The organism is Nostoc sp. (assembly GCF_036919575.1).
Classification (GTDB): Bacteria; Cyanobacteriota; Cyanobacteriia; order Cyanobacteriales; family Nostocaceae; genus Nostoc.
Window position 1 is genome coordinate 1 of the sequence record NZ_JBALBY010000068.1, and the last position, 15898, is coordinate 15898.

21 protein-coding genes and 1 pseudogene are annotated in these 15898 nt (G+C 42.3%); 10 read left to right on the top strand and 12 right to left on the bottom strand.

The genetic code is table 11. The features are described from left to right. Positions 1–212 precede the first annotated feature (212 nt). The gene (locus V7K27_RS18375; protein ID WP_334943702.1) at positions 213–626 is read right to left on the bottom strand and encodes an AbrB family transcriptional regulator; all 414 of its coding nucleotides are present in this window, start codon (positions 624–626) and stop codon (positions 213–215) included. Positions 627–1022: 396 nt separating this feature from the next. Between V7K27_RS18375 and V7K27_RS18380 the strand changes: the two genes are divergently transcribed. The 3 genes from V7K27_RS18380 (at position 1023) to pyrR (ending at position 3300) form a co-directional block, all read left to right on the top strand. Further along, positions 1023–1463: an Rrf2 family transcriptional regulator gene (locus tag V7K27_RS18380; protein ID WP_334949528.1), complete on the top strand. Its 441-nt coding sequence runs from the start codon at positions 1023–1025 to the stop codon at positions 1461–1463. Between the two features lie 195 nt (positions 1464–1658). Beyond that, positions 1659–2627 (top strand): adenosylcobinamide-phosphate synthase CbiB, encoded by a 969-nt coding sequence (cbiB, locus tag V7K27_RS18385; RefSeq protein WP_334949529.1) that lies wholly within the window; start codon positions 1659–1661, stop codon positions 2625–2627. Positions 2628–2757: 130 nt separating this feature from the next. Continuing rightward, entirely contained in the window at positions 2758–3300 is a 543-nt protein-coding gene (gene pyrR, locus V7K27_RS18390) for a bifunctional pyr operon transcriptional regulator/uracil phosphoribosyltransferase PyrR (protein ID WP_334949582.1), read from the top strand. A 58-nt stretch (positions 3301–3358) separates the two neighbouring features. Here the strand turns inward: pyrR and V7K27_RS18395 are convergent, their stop codons facing one another. Then, positions 3359–3586 (bottom strand): hypothetical protein, encoded by a 228-nt coding sequence (locus V7K27_RS18395; RefSeq protein WP_334949530.1) that lies wholly within the window; start codon positions 3584–3586, stop codon positions 3359–3361. A gap of 224 nt (positions 3587–3810) precedes the next feature. Here V7K27_RS18395 and V7K27_RS18400 point away from each other — a divergent pair, with 224 nt between their 5' ends. Beyond that, positions 3811–4419, top strand: coding sequence for a tetratricopeptide repeat protein (locus tag V7K27_RS18400; protein WP_334949531.1), 609 nt, complete (start codon positions 3811–3813; stop codon positions 4417–4419). Positions 4420–4445: 26 nt separating this feature from the next. Here the strand turns inward: V7K27_RS18400 and V7K27_RS18405 are convergent, their stop codons facing one another. Beyond that, entirely contained in the window at positions 4446–4829 is a 384-nt protein-coding gene (locus V7K27_RS18405) for a nuclear transport factor 2 family protein (protein ID WP_334949532.1), read from the bottom strand. 742 nt (positions 4830–5571) lie between these two features. Here V7K27_RS18405 and V7K27_RS18410 point away from each other — a divergent pair. After that, the gene (locus V7K27_RS18410; RefSeq protein ID WP_334949533.1) at positions 5572–6339 is read left to right on the top strand and encodes a circadian clock KaiB family protein; all 768 of its coding nucleotides are present in this window, start codon (positions 5572–5574) and stop codon (positions 6337–6339) included. Positions 6340–6425: 86 nt separating this feature from the next. Here the strand turns inward: V7K27_RS18410 and V7K27_RS18415 are convergent, their stop codons facing one another. The 3 genes from V7K27_RS18415 to V7K27_RS18425 form a co-directional block, all read right to left on the bottom strand. After that, positions 6426–6572, bottom strand: coding sequence for a hypothetical protein (locus tag V7K27_RS18415; protein WP_334949534.1), 147 nt, complete (start codon positions 6570–6572; stop codon positions 6426–6428). Further along, positions 6562–7194 (bottom strand): DUF1003 domain-containing protein, encoded by a 633-nt coding sequence (locus V7K27_RS18420; protein ID WP_334949535.1) that lies wholly within the window; start codon positions 7192–7194, stop codon positions 6562–6564. The genes V7K27_RS18415 and V7K27_RS18420 overlap by 11 nt, the downstream gene beginning before the upstream one ends. Positions 7195–7561: 367 nt before the next feature. Then, positions 7562–8476 carry a M23 family metallopeptidase gene (locus V7K27_RS18425; protein ID WP_334949536.1) on the bottom strand — a complete coding sequence of 305 codons (915 nt, stop codon included), beginning with the start codon at positions 8474–8476 and terminating at the stop codon, positions 7562–7564. Between the two features lie 87 nt (positions 8477–8563). On the opposite strand from V7K27_RS18425, the gene V7K27_RS18430 reads away from it, so the two are divergent. Beyond that, complete coding sequence (locus tag V7K27_RS18430; RefSeq protein WP_334949537.1) at positions 8564–8716, top strand: hypothetical protein; 153 nt, start codon at positions 8564–8566, stop codon at positions 8714–8716. Between the two features lie 182 nt (positions 8717–8898). On the opposite strand, the gene V7K27_RS18435 is transcribed toward V7K27_RS18430, so the two are convergent. The 3 genes and pseudogenes from V7K27_RS18435 to V7K27_RS18445 form a co-directional block, all read right to left on the bottom strand. Then, positions 8899–9336 (bottom strand): DUF6918 family protein, encoded by a 438-nt coding sequence (locus V7K27_RS18435; protein ID WP_334949538.1) that lies wholly within the window; start codon positions 9334–9336, stop codon positions 8899–8901. Positions 9337–9493: 157 nt separating this feature from the next. Then, a complete protein-coding gene (locus V7K27_RS18440) occupies positions 9494–10681 on the bottom strand; it encodes a glycosyltransferase family 4 protein (protein WP_334949539.1) in 1188 nt (395 codons plus the stop codon). A gap of 482 nt (positions 10682–11163) precedes the next feature. After that, positions 11164–12597: pseudogene (locus V7K27_RS18445) on the bottom strand (RNA-guided endonuclease InsQ/TnpB family protein); the annotation flags it as partial. Between the two features lie 156 nt (positions 12598–12753). On the opposite strand from V7K27_RS18445, the gene tnpA reads away from it, so the two are divergent. Continuing rightward, on the top strand, positions 12754–13155 hold the full coding sequence (gene tnpA / locus V7K27_RS18450; RefSeq protein WP_334949540.1) for an IS200/IS605 family transposase: 402 nt from the start codon (positions 12754–12756) through the stop codon (positions 13153–13155). An 84-nt stretch (positions 13156–13239) separates the two neighbouring features. Here tnpA and V7K27_RS18455 read toward each other — a convergent pair whose 3' ends face one another. Further along, positions 13240–13806, bottom strand: a complete 567-nt coding sequence (locus V7K27_RS18455; protein WP_334949541.1) for a Uma2 family endonuclease — start codon at positions 13804–13806, stop codon at positions 13240–13242. Here V7K27_RS18455 and V7K27_RS18460 point away from each other — a divergent pair. Continuing rightward, a complete protein-coding gene (locus V7K27_RS18460; protein ID WP_334949588.1) occupies positions 13805–13972 on the top strand; it encodes a hypothetical protein in 168 nt (55 codons plus the stop codon). The genes V7K27_RS18455 and V7K27_RS18460 overlap by 2 nt on opposite strands. Here the strand turns inward: V7K27_RS18460 and V7K27_RS18465 are convergent. Both V7K27_RS18465 and V7K27_RS18470 read right to left on the bottom strand, forming a co-directional pair. Next, positions 13902–14120 (bottom strand): CopG family antitoxin, encoded by a 219-nt coding sequence (locus V7K27_RS18465; protein ID WP_334785465.1) that lies wholly within the window; start codon positions 14118–14120, stop codon positions 13902–13904. The two genes, V7K27_RS18460 and V7K27_RS18465, sit on opposite strands and share 71 nt — an antisense overlap. Beyond that, positions 14117–14410, bottom strand: a complete 294-nt coding sequence (locus V7K27_RS18470) for a BrnT family toxin (protein WP_334949542.1) — start codon at positions 14408–14410, stop codon at positions 14117–14119. Before V7K27_RS18470 ends, V7K27_RS18465 begins: the two co-directional genes overlap by 4 nt. A 52-nt stretch (positions 14411–14462) precedes the next feature. Here V7K27_RS18470 and V7K27_RS18475 point away from each other — a divergent pair, with 52 nt between their 5' ends. Together V7K27_RS18475 and hemC are read left to right on the top strand one after the other, a co-directional pair. Further along, positions 14463–14669: a hypothetical protein gene (locus V7K27_RS18475; protein WP_334949543.1), complete on the top strand. Its 207-nt coding sequence runs from the start codon at positions 14463–14465 to the stop codon at positions 14667–14669. 228 nt (positions 14670–14897) lie between these two features. Further along, entirely contained in the window at positions 14898–15869 is a 972-nt protein-coding gene (gene hemC, locus V7K27_RS18480) for a hydroxymethylbilane synthase (RefSeq protein WP_334949544.1), read from the top strand. Positions 15870–15898 lie beyond the last annotated feature (29 nt).

A 15898-nucleotide genomic window follows, 5' to 3' on the forward strand; every position in this document is an offset into this window, starting at 1 on the left:
TTGGTTTTCACAAAGGACAAAGGACAAATGACAATTGACTAATGACCATTTATAGTCATTGGTTTTCACAAAGGACAAATGACAATTGACTAATGACCATTTATAGTCATTGGTTTTCACAAAGGACAAAGGACAAATGACAATTGACTAATGACCATTTATAGTCATTGGTTTTCACAAAGGACAAATGACAATTGACTAATGGCCATTTATTAAGCCGTGGCTTCTATGGCTTCATCATCTTCCCGATCTTCTGGATCTACCTGTCTCAGACGAATGTGCTTTTTGCCTAAAGTGATCAGAAACTCATCTCCTGGTTTCAGATTCATCTGTTTTGTATAAGCTGAACCTATAAGTAAGTTACCATTCGATTGCACACTAATTCTATAGCTAGCACTACGACCACCACGCCCATTAGCGCTGGGTGTACTGTCCAACTGAATGCCTTCGGCATCAATTAGGGCATTTAAGAACTTCATCATATTGACGCGCTCTATACCGTTTTTGGTAATGGTATAGTAGCCGCACTTTTTGGCTTTGTCTTCTTTGCTCTCACTCTCTAGCTCTTTGACTTTTTTGAGCAGTTCATCACCGAGTAGGGGTTCAATTTTTTTCAGTTTAGGCATCAACTTAGGTCGAAAACGAATGTTTGAAGTGTTGGAATCGATTTTATTTTAGCTGAGGTTGAGCTAATAGGAACATAATCCTTTAGTTTTTATCTCAACCTAGCCAAGTATATTACACTCATCGGCACAATTGTTATGTGATTAACAATATTTCCAACACAATCTATTTTAGAGAATGCTGGCAATGCTGATAACTATATATATAGTTTGTGAATCACTGCTAGACTATAACAAGTTTTAAGTTTTCTAAACTAACGCTCAAAAGGTTGTCTCGTTGCTGAGGATGATAACTGAGTCACGGAATGATAAGCAAAACTGATCCTTAGTCATTGGTCATTAATCATTGGTTATTTACAAAGGACAGAGGACAAAGGACAAACAACAAAGCTTGCCAAAATGAAACTAACTACCAGAGGACACTATAGTGTAAAGGCGTTGCTAGATTTAAGTTTACAGCCAAGATATGGCCCTGTATCTGTGAGAGCGATCGCCAAACGCCAAGATATCCCAGCTCCTTACCTCGAAAAACTACTAATAGAAATGCGTCGTGCGTCTTTAGTGAAATCAATTCGTGGTAGCATCGGCGGATACCAATTGGCAAGAGAGCCTGCACAAATATCTATAGGACAAATTTTAGAAGCAGTTGGCGAGACTAGCCATTTACCCCATCACACCCCAGCACCTGCACAAGCTGAAGATTGGGTAACATTTAGCCTTTGGCAGAGACTCAACCAAAAGCTCAAAGAAGCTTTGTACAGTATTACTCTGGCAGACCTTTATTACGATGCTCGTAGTTGGCAAGCTTCTCTTGGGGAAGAAGCTAGTTTTGTGGTTTAGTCAATGGTCAATCGATTTTGGATTTTGGATTTTGGATTTTGGATTTGTTTCACCCACAAGGGGTGAAAGCGCGTAACGGAACGTTAGGCCAGCATGAACCAAAAAAAATCTAAAATCGGCAATTTAAAATCCAAAATTGGCACGGTCAATATTTGGGCTATTGACCATTGACTTTTGACCCTTGACTCGTAACTTATGACTAATAGCATCTATATCTTAATAATTGCGGCACTTTTAGATTATTTAATTGGCGACCCTTGGGATTGGCCTCATCCAGTACAAGTTATGGGGTGGGTAATTTCTCGCCTGACCAAATTTTTTCTTCAATTGTGTCAAAATTCTCTAACACAACGCCTAGCTGGAATTCTACTAGGCATTATTTTAATAATTGGTAGCGGTCTTGTTGGCTTCTGGGTTATTCAAATTGCCAGATGGGTTCATCCGTTGTTGGGAATTGCAATGGAAAGTATTCTTTTGGCTAGTTGTTTTGCTGGCAGAAGTTTGCGAACAGCAGCAATGGCTGTTTTACAACCTTTAATAGTGGGAGATTTGGAAAATGCTCGGAAGATTTTAAGTAATTACGTTGGTCGAGATACCCAAAACCTCTCACAAGCAGAAATTTTCCGAGCCGTTTTAGAAACGGTTGCAGAAAATGCCACTGATGGGGTAATGGCTCCGCTTTTTTATGCAATTGTTGGTGTATTTGTGCCAGTTGTGGGGCCAACTCCCTTGGCTTTAGCATATAAAGCCAGCAGTACCCTTGATTCAATGGTGGGCTACCGAGAAGCACCCTATACTTATTTCGGATGGTTCTGTGCGCGCTTGGAAGATTATTTGACTTGGCTACCTTGTCGGTTAACAGTTGTGACTTTGGCGCTGTTATCGGGTAAACCGATGCACGTTTGGCGAATTTGTCGTCGGGATGCAATTAATGATCCTAGTCCCAATTCTGGCTGGAGTGAGTGCGCTTATGCTGCTTTTTTGGGTGTGCAGCTGGGGGGTATAAATTGGTATCGCGGGGTAGCGAAGTACAAACCACTGCTAGGAGATGCTATTTATCCCATTACTGCAACTTCTATTCAGAATGCTTTGCAGCTGACTCGATATTGTTTTTTGGTATGGTTAGGAATAGCGATCGCTATATTCTTAATACTTCCAAAATAGGGAGTAGGGAGTAGGGAATAGGGAGTAGGGAAGTGATTAAGATTCTCATGTTCCCCACTCCCCACTCCCCACTCCCCACTCCCCACTCCCCCAATTTCTAATATCATTCATCATTCAGGGGTATCAGTCTATAGCTATGTCTGCCAAAGTAGTTGAAATTCTCTCATCCGAAGAAATCCGTCGTACCTTGACTCGCCTTGCTTCTCAAATTGTGGAAAGGACGCGTGATTTGTCTCAATTAGTGCTTCTCGGTATTTATACCAGGGGTGTATTATTAGCCGAATTGTTGGCGCGTCAGATTGAGACGCTTGAAGGTGTAACCGTTTCGGTGGGTGCTTTGGATATTACATTTTATCGAGATGACCTCGACCAAATTGGGTTGCGAACTCCAGCGAAAACCAACATTCCTTTTGACCTGACAGGGAAAACGGTTGTACTCGTAGATGATGTGATTTTCAAAGGACGGACTATTCGCGCTGCTTTGAATGCTGTAAACGAGTACGGTAGACCAGAAGTGGTTCGTTTAGCTGTGTTGGTAGACAGAGGCCATCGAGAATTACCAATTCACCCAGATTTTATTGGCAAGCAGTTGCCTACTGCTAAAGAAGAAATTGTCAAAGTTTACTTACAAAATTGCGATGGACGAGATGCAGTGGAGTTGATTAGTCATTAGTCATTAGTCATTTGTCATTTGTCATTTGAAGTTGGGAGTTGGGAGTTGGGAGGCTGAACTATAGCGCTTCTGGTTGGGTTTCGAGTTCTGAACACGAAGTTCCGAGTTCTGAACACCAAGTTTCCAGTTCTGAATACCAAGTTTCGAGTTCAAAGGTCGGAGTTCCGAGTTCAGAGGTCGGAGTTTCGAGTTCAAAGGTCGGAGTTTCGAGTTCAGAGGTCGGAGTTCGGAGTTCAAAGGTCGGAGTTCGGAGTTCAAAGGTTAAAGTTCCGAGTTCAGAGGTCAAAAACTTAACTATAGCGCTTCTTGGTTGAGTAGGTACTGAACCCCACCCCCAACCCCCTCCCCGCAAGCGAGGAGGGGGCTATGATGTACCTTATCTGATTAGGAAACGCTATACGATCGCTACACCAATACTAAAACATGGCTGAATCAGCAGTTATTTTTATAAGCTAAGGGCTTAATACCAAATGCTAAGAAGAACTACACTGCGATTAAGGAGCAATGATCGTGCCAATCAAACCCGACGACCACGAACCTTGGTACAACCGGGGTGTTGCGCTATTTAATTTGGGAAGATTAGAAGAAGCGATCGCCTCTTATGACCAAGCCCTCAAAATCAAACCCGACGACCACCAAGCTTGGTACAACCGGAGCCTTGCACTATTTAATTTGGGAAGATTAGAAGAAGTGATCGCCTCTTGTGACCAAGCCCTCAAAATCAAAGCCGACGAATACTATCCTTGGAACAACCGGGACGATGCGCTGGTAAGTTTGGGAAAATCAGAAGAAGCGATCGCCTCTTATGACCAAGCTCTCAAAATTAAACCCGATAAGCACAATGCTTGGTACAACCGGGGCATTGCGCTAGTTAATTTGGCAAGATTAGAAGAAGCGATCGCCTCTTACGAGCAAGCCATCAAAATTAAACCCGATAAGAACAATGCTTGGTACAACAAAGCTTGCTGTTATGGTTTGCTAAGGAATATTGATTTGGCAATAGAGAATTTGCAACAAGCTATCAATCTAAATCCTGAATGGCGAGACATAGCAAAAACTGATCCTGATTTTGACAATATTCGAGAATATCAGCGGTTTCAAGATTTGATTAGTCGTTAGTCATTGGGCATTGGTTAGTAGTTAATCTACCGCAAAATTGGGCTACCATGATGATGAACTAAATACCATTTGCCACCAAGAAACTGAAATATATTTGTAGCTGTTGATTGTGCTTCAAGTCTTCTCCCACCTACCACTTGAAACACATTTTCTCTCAACACAACGTAGGCGATATTATCACTTACTTCTGTAGCAATTATATCTGTGTTAACTTCGATATAAGCGGTATTTTTAAATATCTGTTCCCAAGAAGTGCGAATCTCCTTCCAACCTCGCAGTATATTACTTCCAGGATGAATACAAAAACTACCAGCTCCTTGTGACCATACTGCACTCATTGTCTCAATATCTTTTCTTTCAAAAGCTCGATAAAAAGCTGCATTAGCCGCTAAGACTTCATCTTTCGTCATAGGTAATCAAATATTTAAAGTTAGGAGTTAGGAGTGGGAGCAATACGGTTCGGATAAGAGTTGATCCCCCCAACCCCCCGATAAATTGGGGGGCTAATAATGGCTCTATTTCCCCCTTTTTAAGGGGGACTAAGGGGGATCTCTAAGGACTATGCACCTTAACCGAACCGTATTGGGAGTGGGAGTTTCAATCGATTCTCCTGTCGGAGATGCTGCGCGTAGCGTGGTTTATCCGTAGAAGTACGGCTGAAGCTCGTATCGACGCTCGATAGTGTCCCTTGCGTTTCTGCTAGAGAACTGACTATTCACGGTATGTAGAAAACCTCTCTCTAAATCTCTCTCCTAAAAGGAGAGAGACTTTGAATTTTCCCCCTCCTTCCCGCGATGGGAAGGTTAGGGGGTTAGGTTTTTCGTGGGGTTTTCCACATAACGTGAAAAGTCAGGGTAGAGAAGTGTTAGCGATGTAGGAGCGGTTTGGAATTCTTCTTCGCAAGAGTATTTCCTTGCAGTCTTTATAACGAGATTTACGCCAATTTTAACTAGTTCCGTGGGTTTAAGTCCCCCGGTTCTATAACCGGTAAGTTTTGTGTTGGGGTAAAATCCTCATTACAAAACTTAATTACGAATTACGAATTACGAATTATTTTAATGGGTTCCCAATTTTCTCGCTGATCCTGGTTGCGGTTATAGCTAAGGTAAAAGGTAAAAGAGAGAATTTTTTACTTTTAGCTTCCTAGCCTCTGTGAATAACTTGACGACAAACAAACTATCTACACCCCAGTTGTTTAAAGGCATTGCGCTATTTACACCTGGAGGGGATTTAATTTATTGCATCGATCCTAGCAAGCAAGGTCGATGGCACTTGCATTTATGCTCGGCTTTGCAAGAAATCCTAGATTTGCCAGAGCCGCCGCACTTTTTAGTGCCTTGTTATACTGCGACTATTGACCACTGGTTAGATCCGCGCACTCAACAAGTGCGAACTTTTGCTGAAGCTTATCCGGCTGTAATTAGACATCAAACTTTGCTTAATTCCATTTTTGGCACAGGGGAGTTAGTATGGCAAGCAGCTCCCTGGCAGGAAGGTTTGTGCGATCGCATGGTGTTAACAACTTATCGTTCGTCATTCCCGCAGCTTTGGGAGGATCACGATTTAATTGTCCGTCTAGACCTTTCTGAACCTGTGCCAAAATACCACCAACCAGTAATAGTACAAAAAAAGGAAGCGATCGCACAAGGTTATGTTCTGCGCTTGTTTGTTGCAGGACATAGCAGTACTACTGAACGCATCCTTCAGAATCTACATGAATTGTTAGAGCGATCGCTCGGACATCCTTATACTCTGAAAGTGATTGATGTTTTAACTCATCCAGAACAAGCAGAACTCAATCAGGTTTCTGCAACTCCTACCCTTGTCAAAGTTTGGCCTCACCCAATTCGGCGAATCGTTGGAGAGTTGGATCATGTAGAAAAGATTTTACAGATGTTAGCTGCTAAGGAAAAATTTTAAGTAATCAGACTAGTTTTTTTGCCAAGTGCGCGAATGGGTTGGTGTTGGTGAAGGGGTGACTGATGACTGAGCTTCGGTGATAGTTGTCAAGAAACAGAGAAGTAAAGTTTCCACAGTGGGGGATTGCGATCGTGGATGGGGAACTGGTTAATTGGAATCAGTAGCAGGTGCGAGCAAGAAGTTGCTTCTTTCAGTACTTCTTCTTTGACTACGCTTGCTTTATTATTCTTCAATTGATGTTTTTTGGTTCGAGAAACTTGCTAACTCGGTTGCCAAAGTCTCTTCTAATATATCTATAATTGCGTGCGGGTCAGTAGGGGACTTCATCATTTCAGCCTCCGGATCAGAGCGATTTTTGACATTAGGAATATCATGGCGTAATTCCTCAACCAAACCGATGAGTTTAGCGATTTTCTGCTCAGAGAGCAGGTTGAGTTGAAGACTAAGCTGCGCCCGTTGCTCTGCTAACTTTTCTTGTCGCTCTTGTTTAATCAACACCCCTGTTGTCACCAACAATGAACCCGCAGTCAGTGAAAATTGTAACCAAGGAAATGGAACAGGATCAAATCTTGGTATGGCTAAACGTCGTGGCAAAATATTGGGTGTTACCCACAGAATAATCCCAAGCAAGATGCTATATAGGAATGCAGGACGACCAAAAAAGCCAGTTACCGTTTCTACAACCCTCTGGTGTTGTGGTATGTCTTTTTCGTGACGTTTGTGCAATGCGATTATTGTCTCAATATTTTTACTAATAGATTCTGGTAATGGGGCAGTGGGCAGAATGTTTTGACGATGTGTTTGACACGATACTTGCGGTGAATCGCTTGGATTTGATTTCTTGTTGGTTTGCATTGGTAGTCTGACTTGATAAATAGGGTAGAACTTCCGATTTCAAATCCTTAATAGCGAAGCTTCCCTAATGGGAAACACTATTATCACTGTGGGGGACGGTGCTAATGATTTAGGGTAACTTAAGTAAGTTATCTTTGCAATCTGTAAAATTAACCACTAGATTATCACGTTGCCGTATACGTCCAGTTTTTTGAATATATTCCTGATTTGCGGTAATCAACTAAAATTCCTATTCAAGATTGAAATAAGCGATAAAATGCATAAATATAGGGGATTGCTAATTAGTGAAATCCAGTGTTTTGGTCTACAAACCAGATAAAATGCCTTTTTCATTACTGACTCCTAACTCCTGCTGTAATTGGGGACTTTATGGCAATTTCGTTAAACTATAAAAACTGTCAGAACGTATCTGACTGCCATTTCGCCAAACTTCCACTTTTTTAGAGCTAACTAAATAATAAAAACTACCATTATCTGCTCGATATCTGCCTTTACCAATATTCAAAGCTGCTATTTTTATAGGCTTGCTTGGGTCTTGCTTCAACTGCCCAATATAAAATAACTGACCATTCTCTTCACAGACTTTTACACGAATACTTGCAGTCTCACCCTCAATGATGGTAACTCCATTGCATTTAATATCAGTGTTAACAGGTGCAAAATCTATGGGAATTGGCTGTGAAAGTGAAACTTGCTGTGCTACTGGAGGTGGCGAGACTGGGCGGTTCGGGTTATCCACTTGCTGAACTGTAGAACCAGAACCAACACTTGCAGTTAAGGATGTCAACAGACGAAGGGGGTCAACTGCTATTAGACCATTTGGATGAACTTCAAAATGCAGATGAGGGGCTGTACTATTGCCTGTAGATCCCATCTCGGCAATAATTTGACCTTGAATGACCTGTTGACCTTTGCTCACCAACAAACGGCGATTGTGACCATAAACAGTAAGGCTACCGTCGAGATGTTTAATAGTTATGGCATTGCCTAATCCCCAATCATCCCAACCTGCTTTTACAACTATGCCGGATGCAGCAGCAACAATCGGAGTTCCAGCTGCCCCTGCAATATCAATTCCTTCATGTTGATATTTGCGGAAGCCTTGAGAGATAAACCCTTGAGTCGGCCAGATTAAGTTAGAAGCAGGGATAGGAGTTTGCTCAATTGGGGAATCGCCTGCTAACTGTGTTAGAGCGGATGTACTTGTACTTAATACGACGGTTAAAGATATTAACCCAATTAGTCCATAAGTACGGTATCGATAAACGGTAACTTTTTTCATCAGGTGTAAGCCGATTAAAACAATAATTCAGATAGTTTCTGATTATTTTTTGTTTCAAGCTTACTCGGTATATATCAGGAAATTAAATTGATAAATAAGTCTTTAACCGGACACGATATAATATCTGCCCCGTATGCCAGCCACCGACGCATCGAACGGCGGCATACGTTTATCGAACAGAATTCAGGAGTCAGGAGTCAGAATTCAGAAGGAATTTTGACCGAAAAAGCGGATGAATAACCGGCGTTTTTGCACCCACACCAAATTTACGATTTGGTGGTGCAACAATTCAGTGGTGGTCACTGAGCTTGCCTGCCCTGAGCCTGCGCCGAAGGGTCGAAGTGCGGGTCCCAATCCCCGACTGAAAGATTGCTGAATTCTGGATTCTGCATTCTTCTTCAATATAATTTTTCCCTTCTGGTTCAGACCTTAGTGTAATTATCGATTACTTTTGCTAACTCTGGAACTGCTTCTTCTACGTGCTTTTTAGCGGAACCGCGAAGTTTTTCATAGGTTCCTCGGACGATTTGGCGCTTTGCGTTCTTGACTCTCGCATCGGTGACACCCAGTAGCGCGTCTGCCGTATGAGTGCGATTCGCACTCAGGTGTTCAATTGGATCGCCTTTCTCTACGCCTTGACTCCAGATGGGATCAAGTGCTGTGAAGCACTGCGGCAATATCTGCTCAACCACGTAGGGGATATACCCTGGCTTGACCCCTTTCAGGGCGGCGAAGGCAGTTTTTAAAGCGATGCCGCTCATACCTGACTTGGATGCAAGCTGTCCTTCTATCATGTTGCAACAGTCATCTATGACCATAGCCTTTTTGGTCGGGTTCAAAAGTCCGTCGCTAAGTCCCATTTCACTTTTCCTTATCTAAGTACTTAATTTCTATTCGACTGATTTTTTCAGTAAGCAGGAAATTACAGAAAATGGTATCAGACTTAGAGGATGTTATTTATGAACATCAGGCGATCGCCTAAGCTAATCTCAAAGAGACTACCTCGCCCGTGGCCTCTCACCAGGGAATTTGCGATCGCTCTTGGACAACTCGCTGATAAACTTGTTCAGTGTGCTTGGCTAATTTCGGCCAGCTAAAGCGCCGCTCTAAATCCTCATAAGCATTATCCACCAGCCATTGCCGATAACCTGGATTTTTCAACACTTCCAAAATTCCCCAAGCTAAAGAATCGGGATTGTTCACCCAAGTCACAATGCCTGTTTTGGTATGTTGCACCACTTCAGGAAAACCACCAGTATCAGAAACTACCACAGGAACACGAGAAGCAAAGCTTTCTAAAGCCACAATTCCAAAGGGTTCGTAAAAACTAGGAAAAACGGCACAGTCAGCGACAGTTTGGAATTTATCTAAGTATTCATCGGAAACAAAACCTGTAAAATAGCAATGATGCCAAATTCCCAAATTCCAGGCTTGGCGCTTGAGATGGTCAGTATTGCCGCCACCAACGATTACAAATTTAACCTTACCTCCCATTTGAGAAAGTATTTTGGGTGCGGCATTGAGTAATACAGGTATACCCTTTTCGTAGGTCATGCGACCGAGGTAGTAAACGATTTTCTCGTCGTCTGTGGCAAATTGGCGGCGAAAATCCTGAGCATGAAAATCTACGTGATGCTGTTTCTTTTCGGCTCGGATACCGTTATAAATGACATCGATTTTGTTCCAAGGACTGTGTAGCGCTCGTTCTACTTCTTGGCGCATATAGTCGCTACAAACGATAATCCGCCAAGCGTTGTAAGCCAGCAAGATTTCTTTGCCATTTATATAGCCTTGAATGTCTGTGTGAATACCGTTGTAGCGCCCGTATTCTGTGGCGTGAATTGTGGCAATTAGTGGTATTTTAAAATTATGCTTGAGAGCGATCGCGGCATCTCCGACTAACCAATCATGGGCATGAATTAAATCAAAAGACCCTTCCTCTAAAATCAACTTACCACCATGATCTCCCATACTCAGGTTGAGATTGACTACCCAGTGGAAAAAGTCGTTACTATGTCCGACTGGCACCCGATGCACCTTTACTCCTTCAACTACTTCATACATCGATGCCTGACCAAACTCCGCCGTAATCAGGTGGACTTCATGCCCTAGCTTTACCAGTTCCGGGTATAACTCCGCTACATGCCGTGCAATTCCCCCAACAATCCTTGGTGGAAACTCCCAACTCAGTACCAATATCTTCATCTACTAGACTCCCCGACACTTTGCAAATATCTAAAAAACTACATTTATCTAAAATTTTTAGATTTTTTAACAGTGATTTTGTTAAAGTTTATCAAAGGTTATCAACTGTTGGACAAGTTGCGGACTAATATAAGCTTCTTTTGCAGTGGTATTAACGAAGTTTGGGGGTTTAATTCCCCAGCAAGACAGGCAGCACGTTTTGTGTCAGGGTGAAATCCCCCGAAGTAATGCGAGTCGGAAACCGTCCCCACAAACTTCTCTTCGTCACAAAAGTTAATTAGGAATTACGAATTACGAATTACGAATTATTTTAAGGGATAGAAACTGTGAGATAATTTCTACCCAGAACTAGACAAGTCTTACGAAATTGGTAGAGAATAGATTGTATCTTCATTGGTACAATCTATGGAAAATCAAGAAGTGACTATATTTGGAGATATATTAGAGAATTGACACTCCCCGCTCTAAAGAGACGGGGATTCTTAATCGAATAATTGCAAACACAATTGCTCGGCCAATATCCGGTTTTCAGGCAATGCCTTAGATATCCGGTTCCCCGCCTGATGCCGTTTGCCATTACTGGCGGCATCGTTGCATAAAAGGGCGTTACTTTCTCCCAGTCCAGGAGTAGGCACTAACGATTGGTGCGTCGGCTTTTTACGTCTGTTGCTGACGAATATCAAATTAGCTCTACGCAAAGTTGTTCGACTTGCTTGAGTATCAGCATGGTCAATATGCCCACACTCCTGGCACACAAATTTCTCACCATCTCGATTCAATTTGCTGACATGATGGCAAGCTGAACATTCTTGGGACGTGTGCCTTGGATTAACTGCAAGGACTGGCTTGCCAGATTTTGCTGCCAACCAATCAATTTTAGAAAATGTGTCGCCCCAACTAGCATCAGAGATAGATCGGTTTAATCCACGCTTTGCCGATTGACCATTGGGCATAAATCGACCTTTAATGCGGCGTGGCTTGCAGCGTAATTTCATCGCCGCAATATTTAAGTCTTCTCTAACAACTGCATCAGCTGTATTAACTACAATATTTGCTGCTTTCCACTGATAATCATTACGTTTATCTGCAATCTTTTTATGAAGTTTTGCAACCTCAATTCCAGCTTTTCTCCGATTGTTGGAACCTTTGATTTTACGATTAACTCGCCGTTGCCTAATTCGTAGCTGACGGCGAGTTTTCTTATTTGTCGCAAATCTGGGATTTTCAACAAAAGAGCCGTCAGATAGTGCAATGAGTTTGTTAATCCCCATATCAACGCCAACCCCAGTTGCAATATCAGCAATCGGCGTAACTTCTGGCAGGGATTCTGGTAGATTTAGCAACACGCTCATGTACCACCCGTCTGCCTCTCTCATCACCGTAATAGTTCTGATATCAGTATCAGGGGGGATAGTTCGACTATCCAAATATCGCATATCCCCTATACCGGGGAGATAGACATGAGAATAACAACGCTTTTTCTTAGATGTGCGGCTGACTGTTAACTTTGCGGCTCCCGGTTTGTACTGAAAACTATTAAAGTTTGAGGCTTTACGAAAGGCTGGGAAACCTCGCTTGTGCTGGAAGAATCCAAGATTTGCAGCATCTAATTTGGCTAGGTTCCCTTGCAATACCCCTGAATAAATTCTTGAATAATTTGAGTTTTCACTTCTCAGTTCTGTTGTTCTGGCAGACTGAACGCCGCTAACAGTTAACCACTTTCCATCCTGTTTGGTTAACGTATTAGATGACATCACCCCATGCTTAACTACAGGACTTGTCAGGGGACAGAATGAACCGTACTCAATATGACTTTGAATATCGCAGAACGCACCATAACTGTACATTACGGGCTGATCTGAATGCTGGTTGTTTGATTCAAAACCCCGACGACGTTCTGCCAAACAATAATTCCGATGTTTCCGCTTTCTTTACAAGCCACTCACTCATCAGAGCATTCTGCCCAATGTTTGGTTGTAGTTTGTAGTTCCAGCGTACTTGCATCACTAAAATAAAATGGTTTTACCGTCTTATAGTACCATTATCTATGTAGACAATCAATAGTCATCTACATGAAATCTGTATATAATCATTACAATCACTGCTTAGGGTTAGCAACTGTTCACTTGGTCTGGATACCATGTAGACGTAGGAGAGTATTTGCCAACAAGGAGGATTTGAAGCTTCGTTGTATTCAAATTCTTCAGTCTGTTGCCAACGATAAGAAGTGGGTGATTAAGGCTTTAGAAATTGCACCAGATCATATACATCTATTAGTGGAGTACGACCCGCATCATTCAATCGCTCAGGTGGTCAAGGCTTTCAAAGGTCGCTCATCAAGATATTTAAGACAAGAGTTCCCAGAACTAATGAGACTACCTTCTCTTTGGACGCACTCTTATATGTTTGACACGACTGGTAAAATTAGTACTCAAAGAGTTTTGGAGTATATCAATGACCCTCATCATGGCTGAATAAATTCAGCCGTTCGCTTATATCCCCCGGTTTATTCCGGGGGCTTTACGCATCACACTCGTAAGTTTAATAGAGCGGCTTGCTCACTCTGCTTTCATCTTTAACCAGCCAAATATCTGTTCAACTGTCAACTCTAAATCAACACCATCTAGAACAGTCAAACTATCTTCTCTATGACAAAATTCTGGTTGTTGATGTGGTTTGAATACAAGAACTGAGCGGTCATCAGGATCAATTAACCATCCCAACTGACAACCATATTTTAGGCAATGTAAAATATTGCTTGTAACTCGATTGGAACTCTGATTTGGAGAAATAATTTCAATTGTCCAGTTCGGAGCAATTAGCACATCATCTACAGGTTCTCCGTTATGGTCAAACTCAATTTGTTGCCAACGAATAACCGCCACATCTGGAACAATTGAACGACCACCAAAAGTACAACGCAACTCTGGAAAAGCATAAGCGATTTGCCTTTTCTCTGTGACTTCATTAATCCCATTAATCAACTTAGCTTGAAGTCGGGAGTGGCGGGTTTTCGGCATTGGTTTCTGGATAATCTCACCATCAATATAAATACTTGCAGGCTTTGTTTCTGGTAACTTCAGAAACTCCTCTAAGCTTAGGAATGCAGATTTTGCAACACTCATGACTTCTGCCACTCCGAAAGTACTAGATCGAGTTTATCAACGTTCGGCACTGGCTGGATACAACAAGGCGATCGCCTCTATAGGAATCCAATTTGTTAAGCGTTGCTCACCCACTCCAACGAGGGTTTGCGCTGCGACTTTACACAATCCTGTAAATAAAGGTTGATCAGGCTCTGATAGGAAATACCAGTTTCTTCAGCAAGAACTTTGAAGTAATCTACGACATCCTCCTCAAGTCGAATTGTCACTTGCTTCTTAAGCTTTTTAATATACGGATTCTTGACAGATTGAGAAAAATCATACTCTTCTTTCATGAGAAAAAACTCTGATATTGTTGATGCTCTCGCTTAGTAGCTTTACGAGCCGAGATGATGCGGATAACCTCCTCACTTTCCTGATACAGATGACACACCAGCAACAAGCGTAGTGAATCACTCATTCCCAAGATTATGTAACGATCCTCTTCTAAAGAATGCTCAGGGTCGTAGAGTAAGCGGGCATTCTCGTCATAGAAGACGGTTTCTGCTTCATTGAATGATACACCGTGCTTTTGCTCATTAGACCTAGCCTTTCGCTCATCCCACTCAAATCTCAACTCGCTCATACTTACAGTGTAATTACAATGTATATCATAAGCAAGTTGAGTGGACTGAAAAATGGAAATTTTCCAATGCTCACTCAAAGCTCAACTTTGTCGCGGAGAATACAGCAATTTTGTCTACGATTTGATGAGTGTTCTATTGGAAGAATTCCCAAACGTGATGCCTAAGCTCTCAATTCATCGGGGAAAATCCGCGCGATCGCTAATCTTGAACAAGCTGAATTCTTCTTATGACTTAGATCCGATCGCACCCCGCCTATAGGAATCTGGGAAAATTGAGTTGATGAAGCAACTTGCTACCCAAGTTGCGACGCCGAATAGCCCGCACTTCGACAAAGCTCAGTGACCATCGTAGACATCGCCTAAAACCAGCTTTTGGTAAAGAATTGTAATCTAAAATCCCAAATCGAAAACCCAAAATTCTTATGAGTCCCTGACTACGGTAGTCTAGATGAGAGTGAATTTATCGCCTCGTTTGATATATTGTTTTATGACTTCAGTAGTTTCTAGTCCCCCACGCACTATTCGGATTGGTTCACGCAAAAGCCAACTTGCTCTGGTTCAGACCTACTGGGTACAAGAGCAACTCCAGAAAAGCTTTCCTGATATCACTTTTGAAGTCCATACCATGTCTACCCAAGGCGATAAAATCTTGGATGTTGCATTAGCTAAGATTGGCGATAAAGGACTTTTTACTAAAGAACTTGAAGTCGGAATGCTCAATCAGGAGATTGACTTCGCGGTTCATTCCCTCAAGGATCTGCCGACTCACTTACCAGAAGGGTTAACATTAGCAGCAATTACTGAACGGGAAAACCCAGCAGATGCATTAGTTGTGCATGAAAAGCACAAAGATAAACAAATCGATACATTGCCAGAAGGTGCGGTAATTGGTACATCTTCGCTGCGGCGGTTAGCACAGTTACGCCACCACTTCCCCCACTTTACATTTAAAGATGTCCGGGGAAACTTGATTACACGGTTAGCAAAACTGGATGCAGGCGAATACGATGCCCTAATTTTAGCAGCAGCAGGGTTAGAAAGATTGGGAATGAGCGAGCGCATTCATCAAGTTTTACCTAAAGAAATCTCCCTCCACGCCGTTGGACAAGGAGCTTTAGGGATAGAATGCCGTGCTGATGATAGTGAATTGCTATCTCTACTCAAAGCGATCGAACATCCCCAAACGCGCGATCGCTGTCTCGCCGAACGATCTTTTCTACGCTCTCTAGAGGGCGGATGTCAAGTACCTATTGGTGTAAATACAGAAATATCTGGTGAAAATTTGACCTTAACAGGGATAGTTGCCAGTGTAGATGGTCAAAAGTTCGTAAAAGATACCGTCACTGGAATTGCCAACAACGCGGAAGCATTAGGCATAGAACTAGCAGAATTGTTGCGACAACAGGGAGCGCAAGAAATTTTGTCAGAAATTTTTGCGGTGATTCAGCGCGGTTCCTAAGCAATTAGGCAAGCCGATGTGATTAGATA

Excerpts from the sequence above, each read along its gene's own strand:
- V7K27_RS18465 (WP_334785465.1), bottom strand. The coding sequence starts at position 14,120 with ATGAAAGAAGAGTATGATTTTTCTCAATCTGTCAAGAATCCGTATATT.
- hemC (WP_334949544.1), top strand. The coding sequence starts at position 14,898 with ATGACTTCAGTAGTTTCTAGTCCCCCACGCACTATTCGGATTGGTTCA.
- V7K27_RS18455 (WP_334949541.1), bottom strand. The coding sequence starts at position 13,806 with ATGAGTGTTGCAAAATCTGCATTCCTAAGCTTAGAGGAGTTTCTGAAG.
- cbiB (WP_334949529.1), top strand. The coding sequence starts at position 1,659 with ATGACTAATAGCATCTATATCTTAATAATTGCGGCACTTTTAGATTAT.
- V7K27_RS18420 (WP_334949535.1), bottom strand. The coding sequence starts at position 7,194 with ATGCAAACCAACAAGAAATCAAATCCAAGCGATTCACCGCAAGTATCG.
- V7K27_RS18435 (WP_334949538.1), bottom strand. The coding sequence starts at position 9,336 with ATGGGACTTAGCGACGGACTTTTGAACCCGACCAAAAAGGCTATGGTC.
- V7K27_RS18405 (WP_334949532.1), bottom strand. The coding sequence starts at position 4,829 with ATGACGAAAGATGAAGTCTTAGCGGCTAATGCAGCTTTTTATCGAGCT.
- V7K27_RS18475 (WP_334949543.1), top strand. The coding sequence starts at position 14,463 with ATGGAAATTTTCCAATGCTCACTCAAAGCTCAACTTTGTCGCGGAGAA.
- V7K27_RS18460 (WP_334949588.1), top strand. The coding sequence starts at position 13,805 with ATGACTTCTGCCACTCCGAAAGTACTAGATCGAGTTTATCAACGTTCG.
- tnpA (WP_334949540.1), top strand. The coding sequence starts at position 12,754 with ATGAAATCTGTATATAATCATTACAATCACTGCTTAGGGTTAGCAACT.
- V7K27_RS18470 (WP_334949542.1), bottom strand. The coding sequence starts at position 14,410 with ATGAGCGAGTTGAGATTTGAGTGGGATGAGCGAAAGGCTAGGTCTAAT.
- V7K27_RS18425 (WP_334949536.1), bottom strand. The coding sequence starts at position 8,476 with ATGAAAAAAGTTACCGTTTATCGATACCGTACTTATGGACTAATTGGG.
- V7K27_RS18440 (WP_334949539.1), bottom strand. The coding sequence starts at position 10,681 with ATGAAGATATTGGTACTGAGTTGGGAGTTTCCACCAAGGATTGTTGGG.
- V7K27_RS18375 (WP_334943702.1), bottom strand. The coding sequence starts at position 626 with ATGCCTAAACTGAAAAAAATTGAACCCCTACTCGGTGATGAACTGCTC.
- V7K27_RS18380 (WP_334949528.1), top strand. The coding sequence starts at position 1,023 with ATGAAACTAACTACCAGAGGACACTATAGTGTAAAGGCGTTGCTAGAT.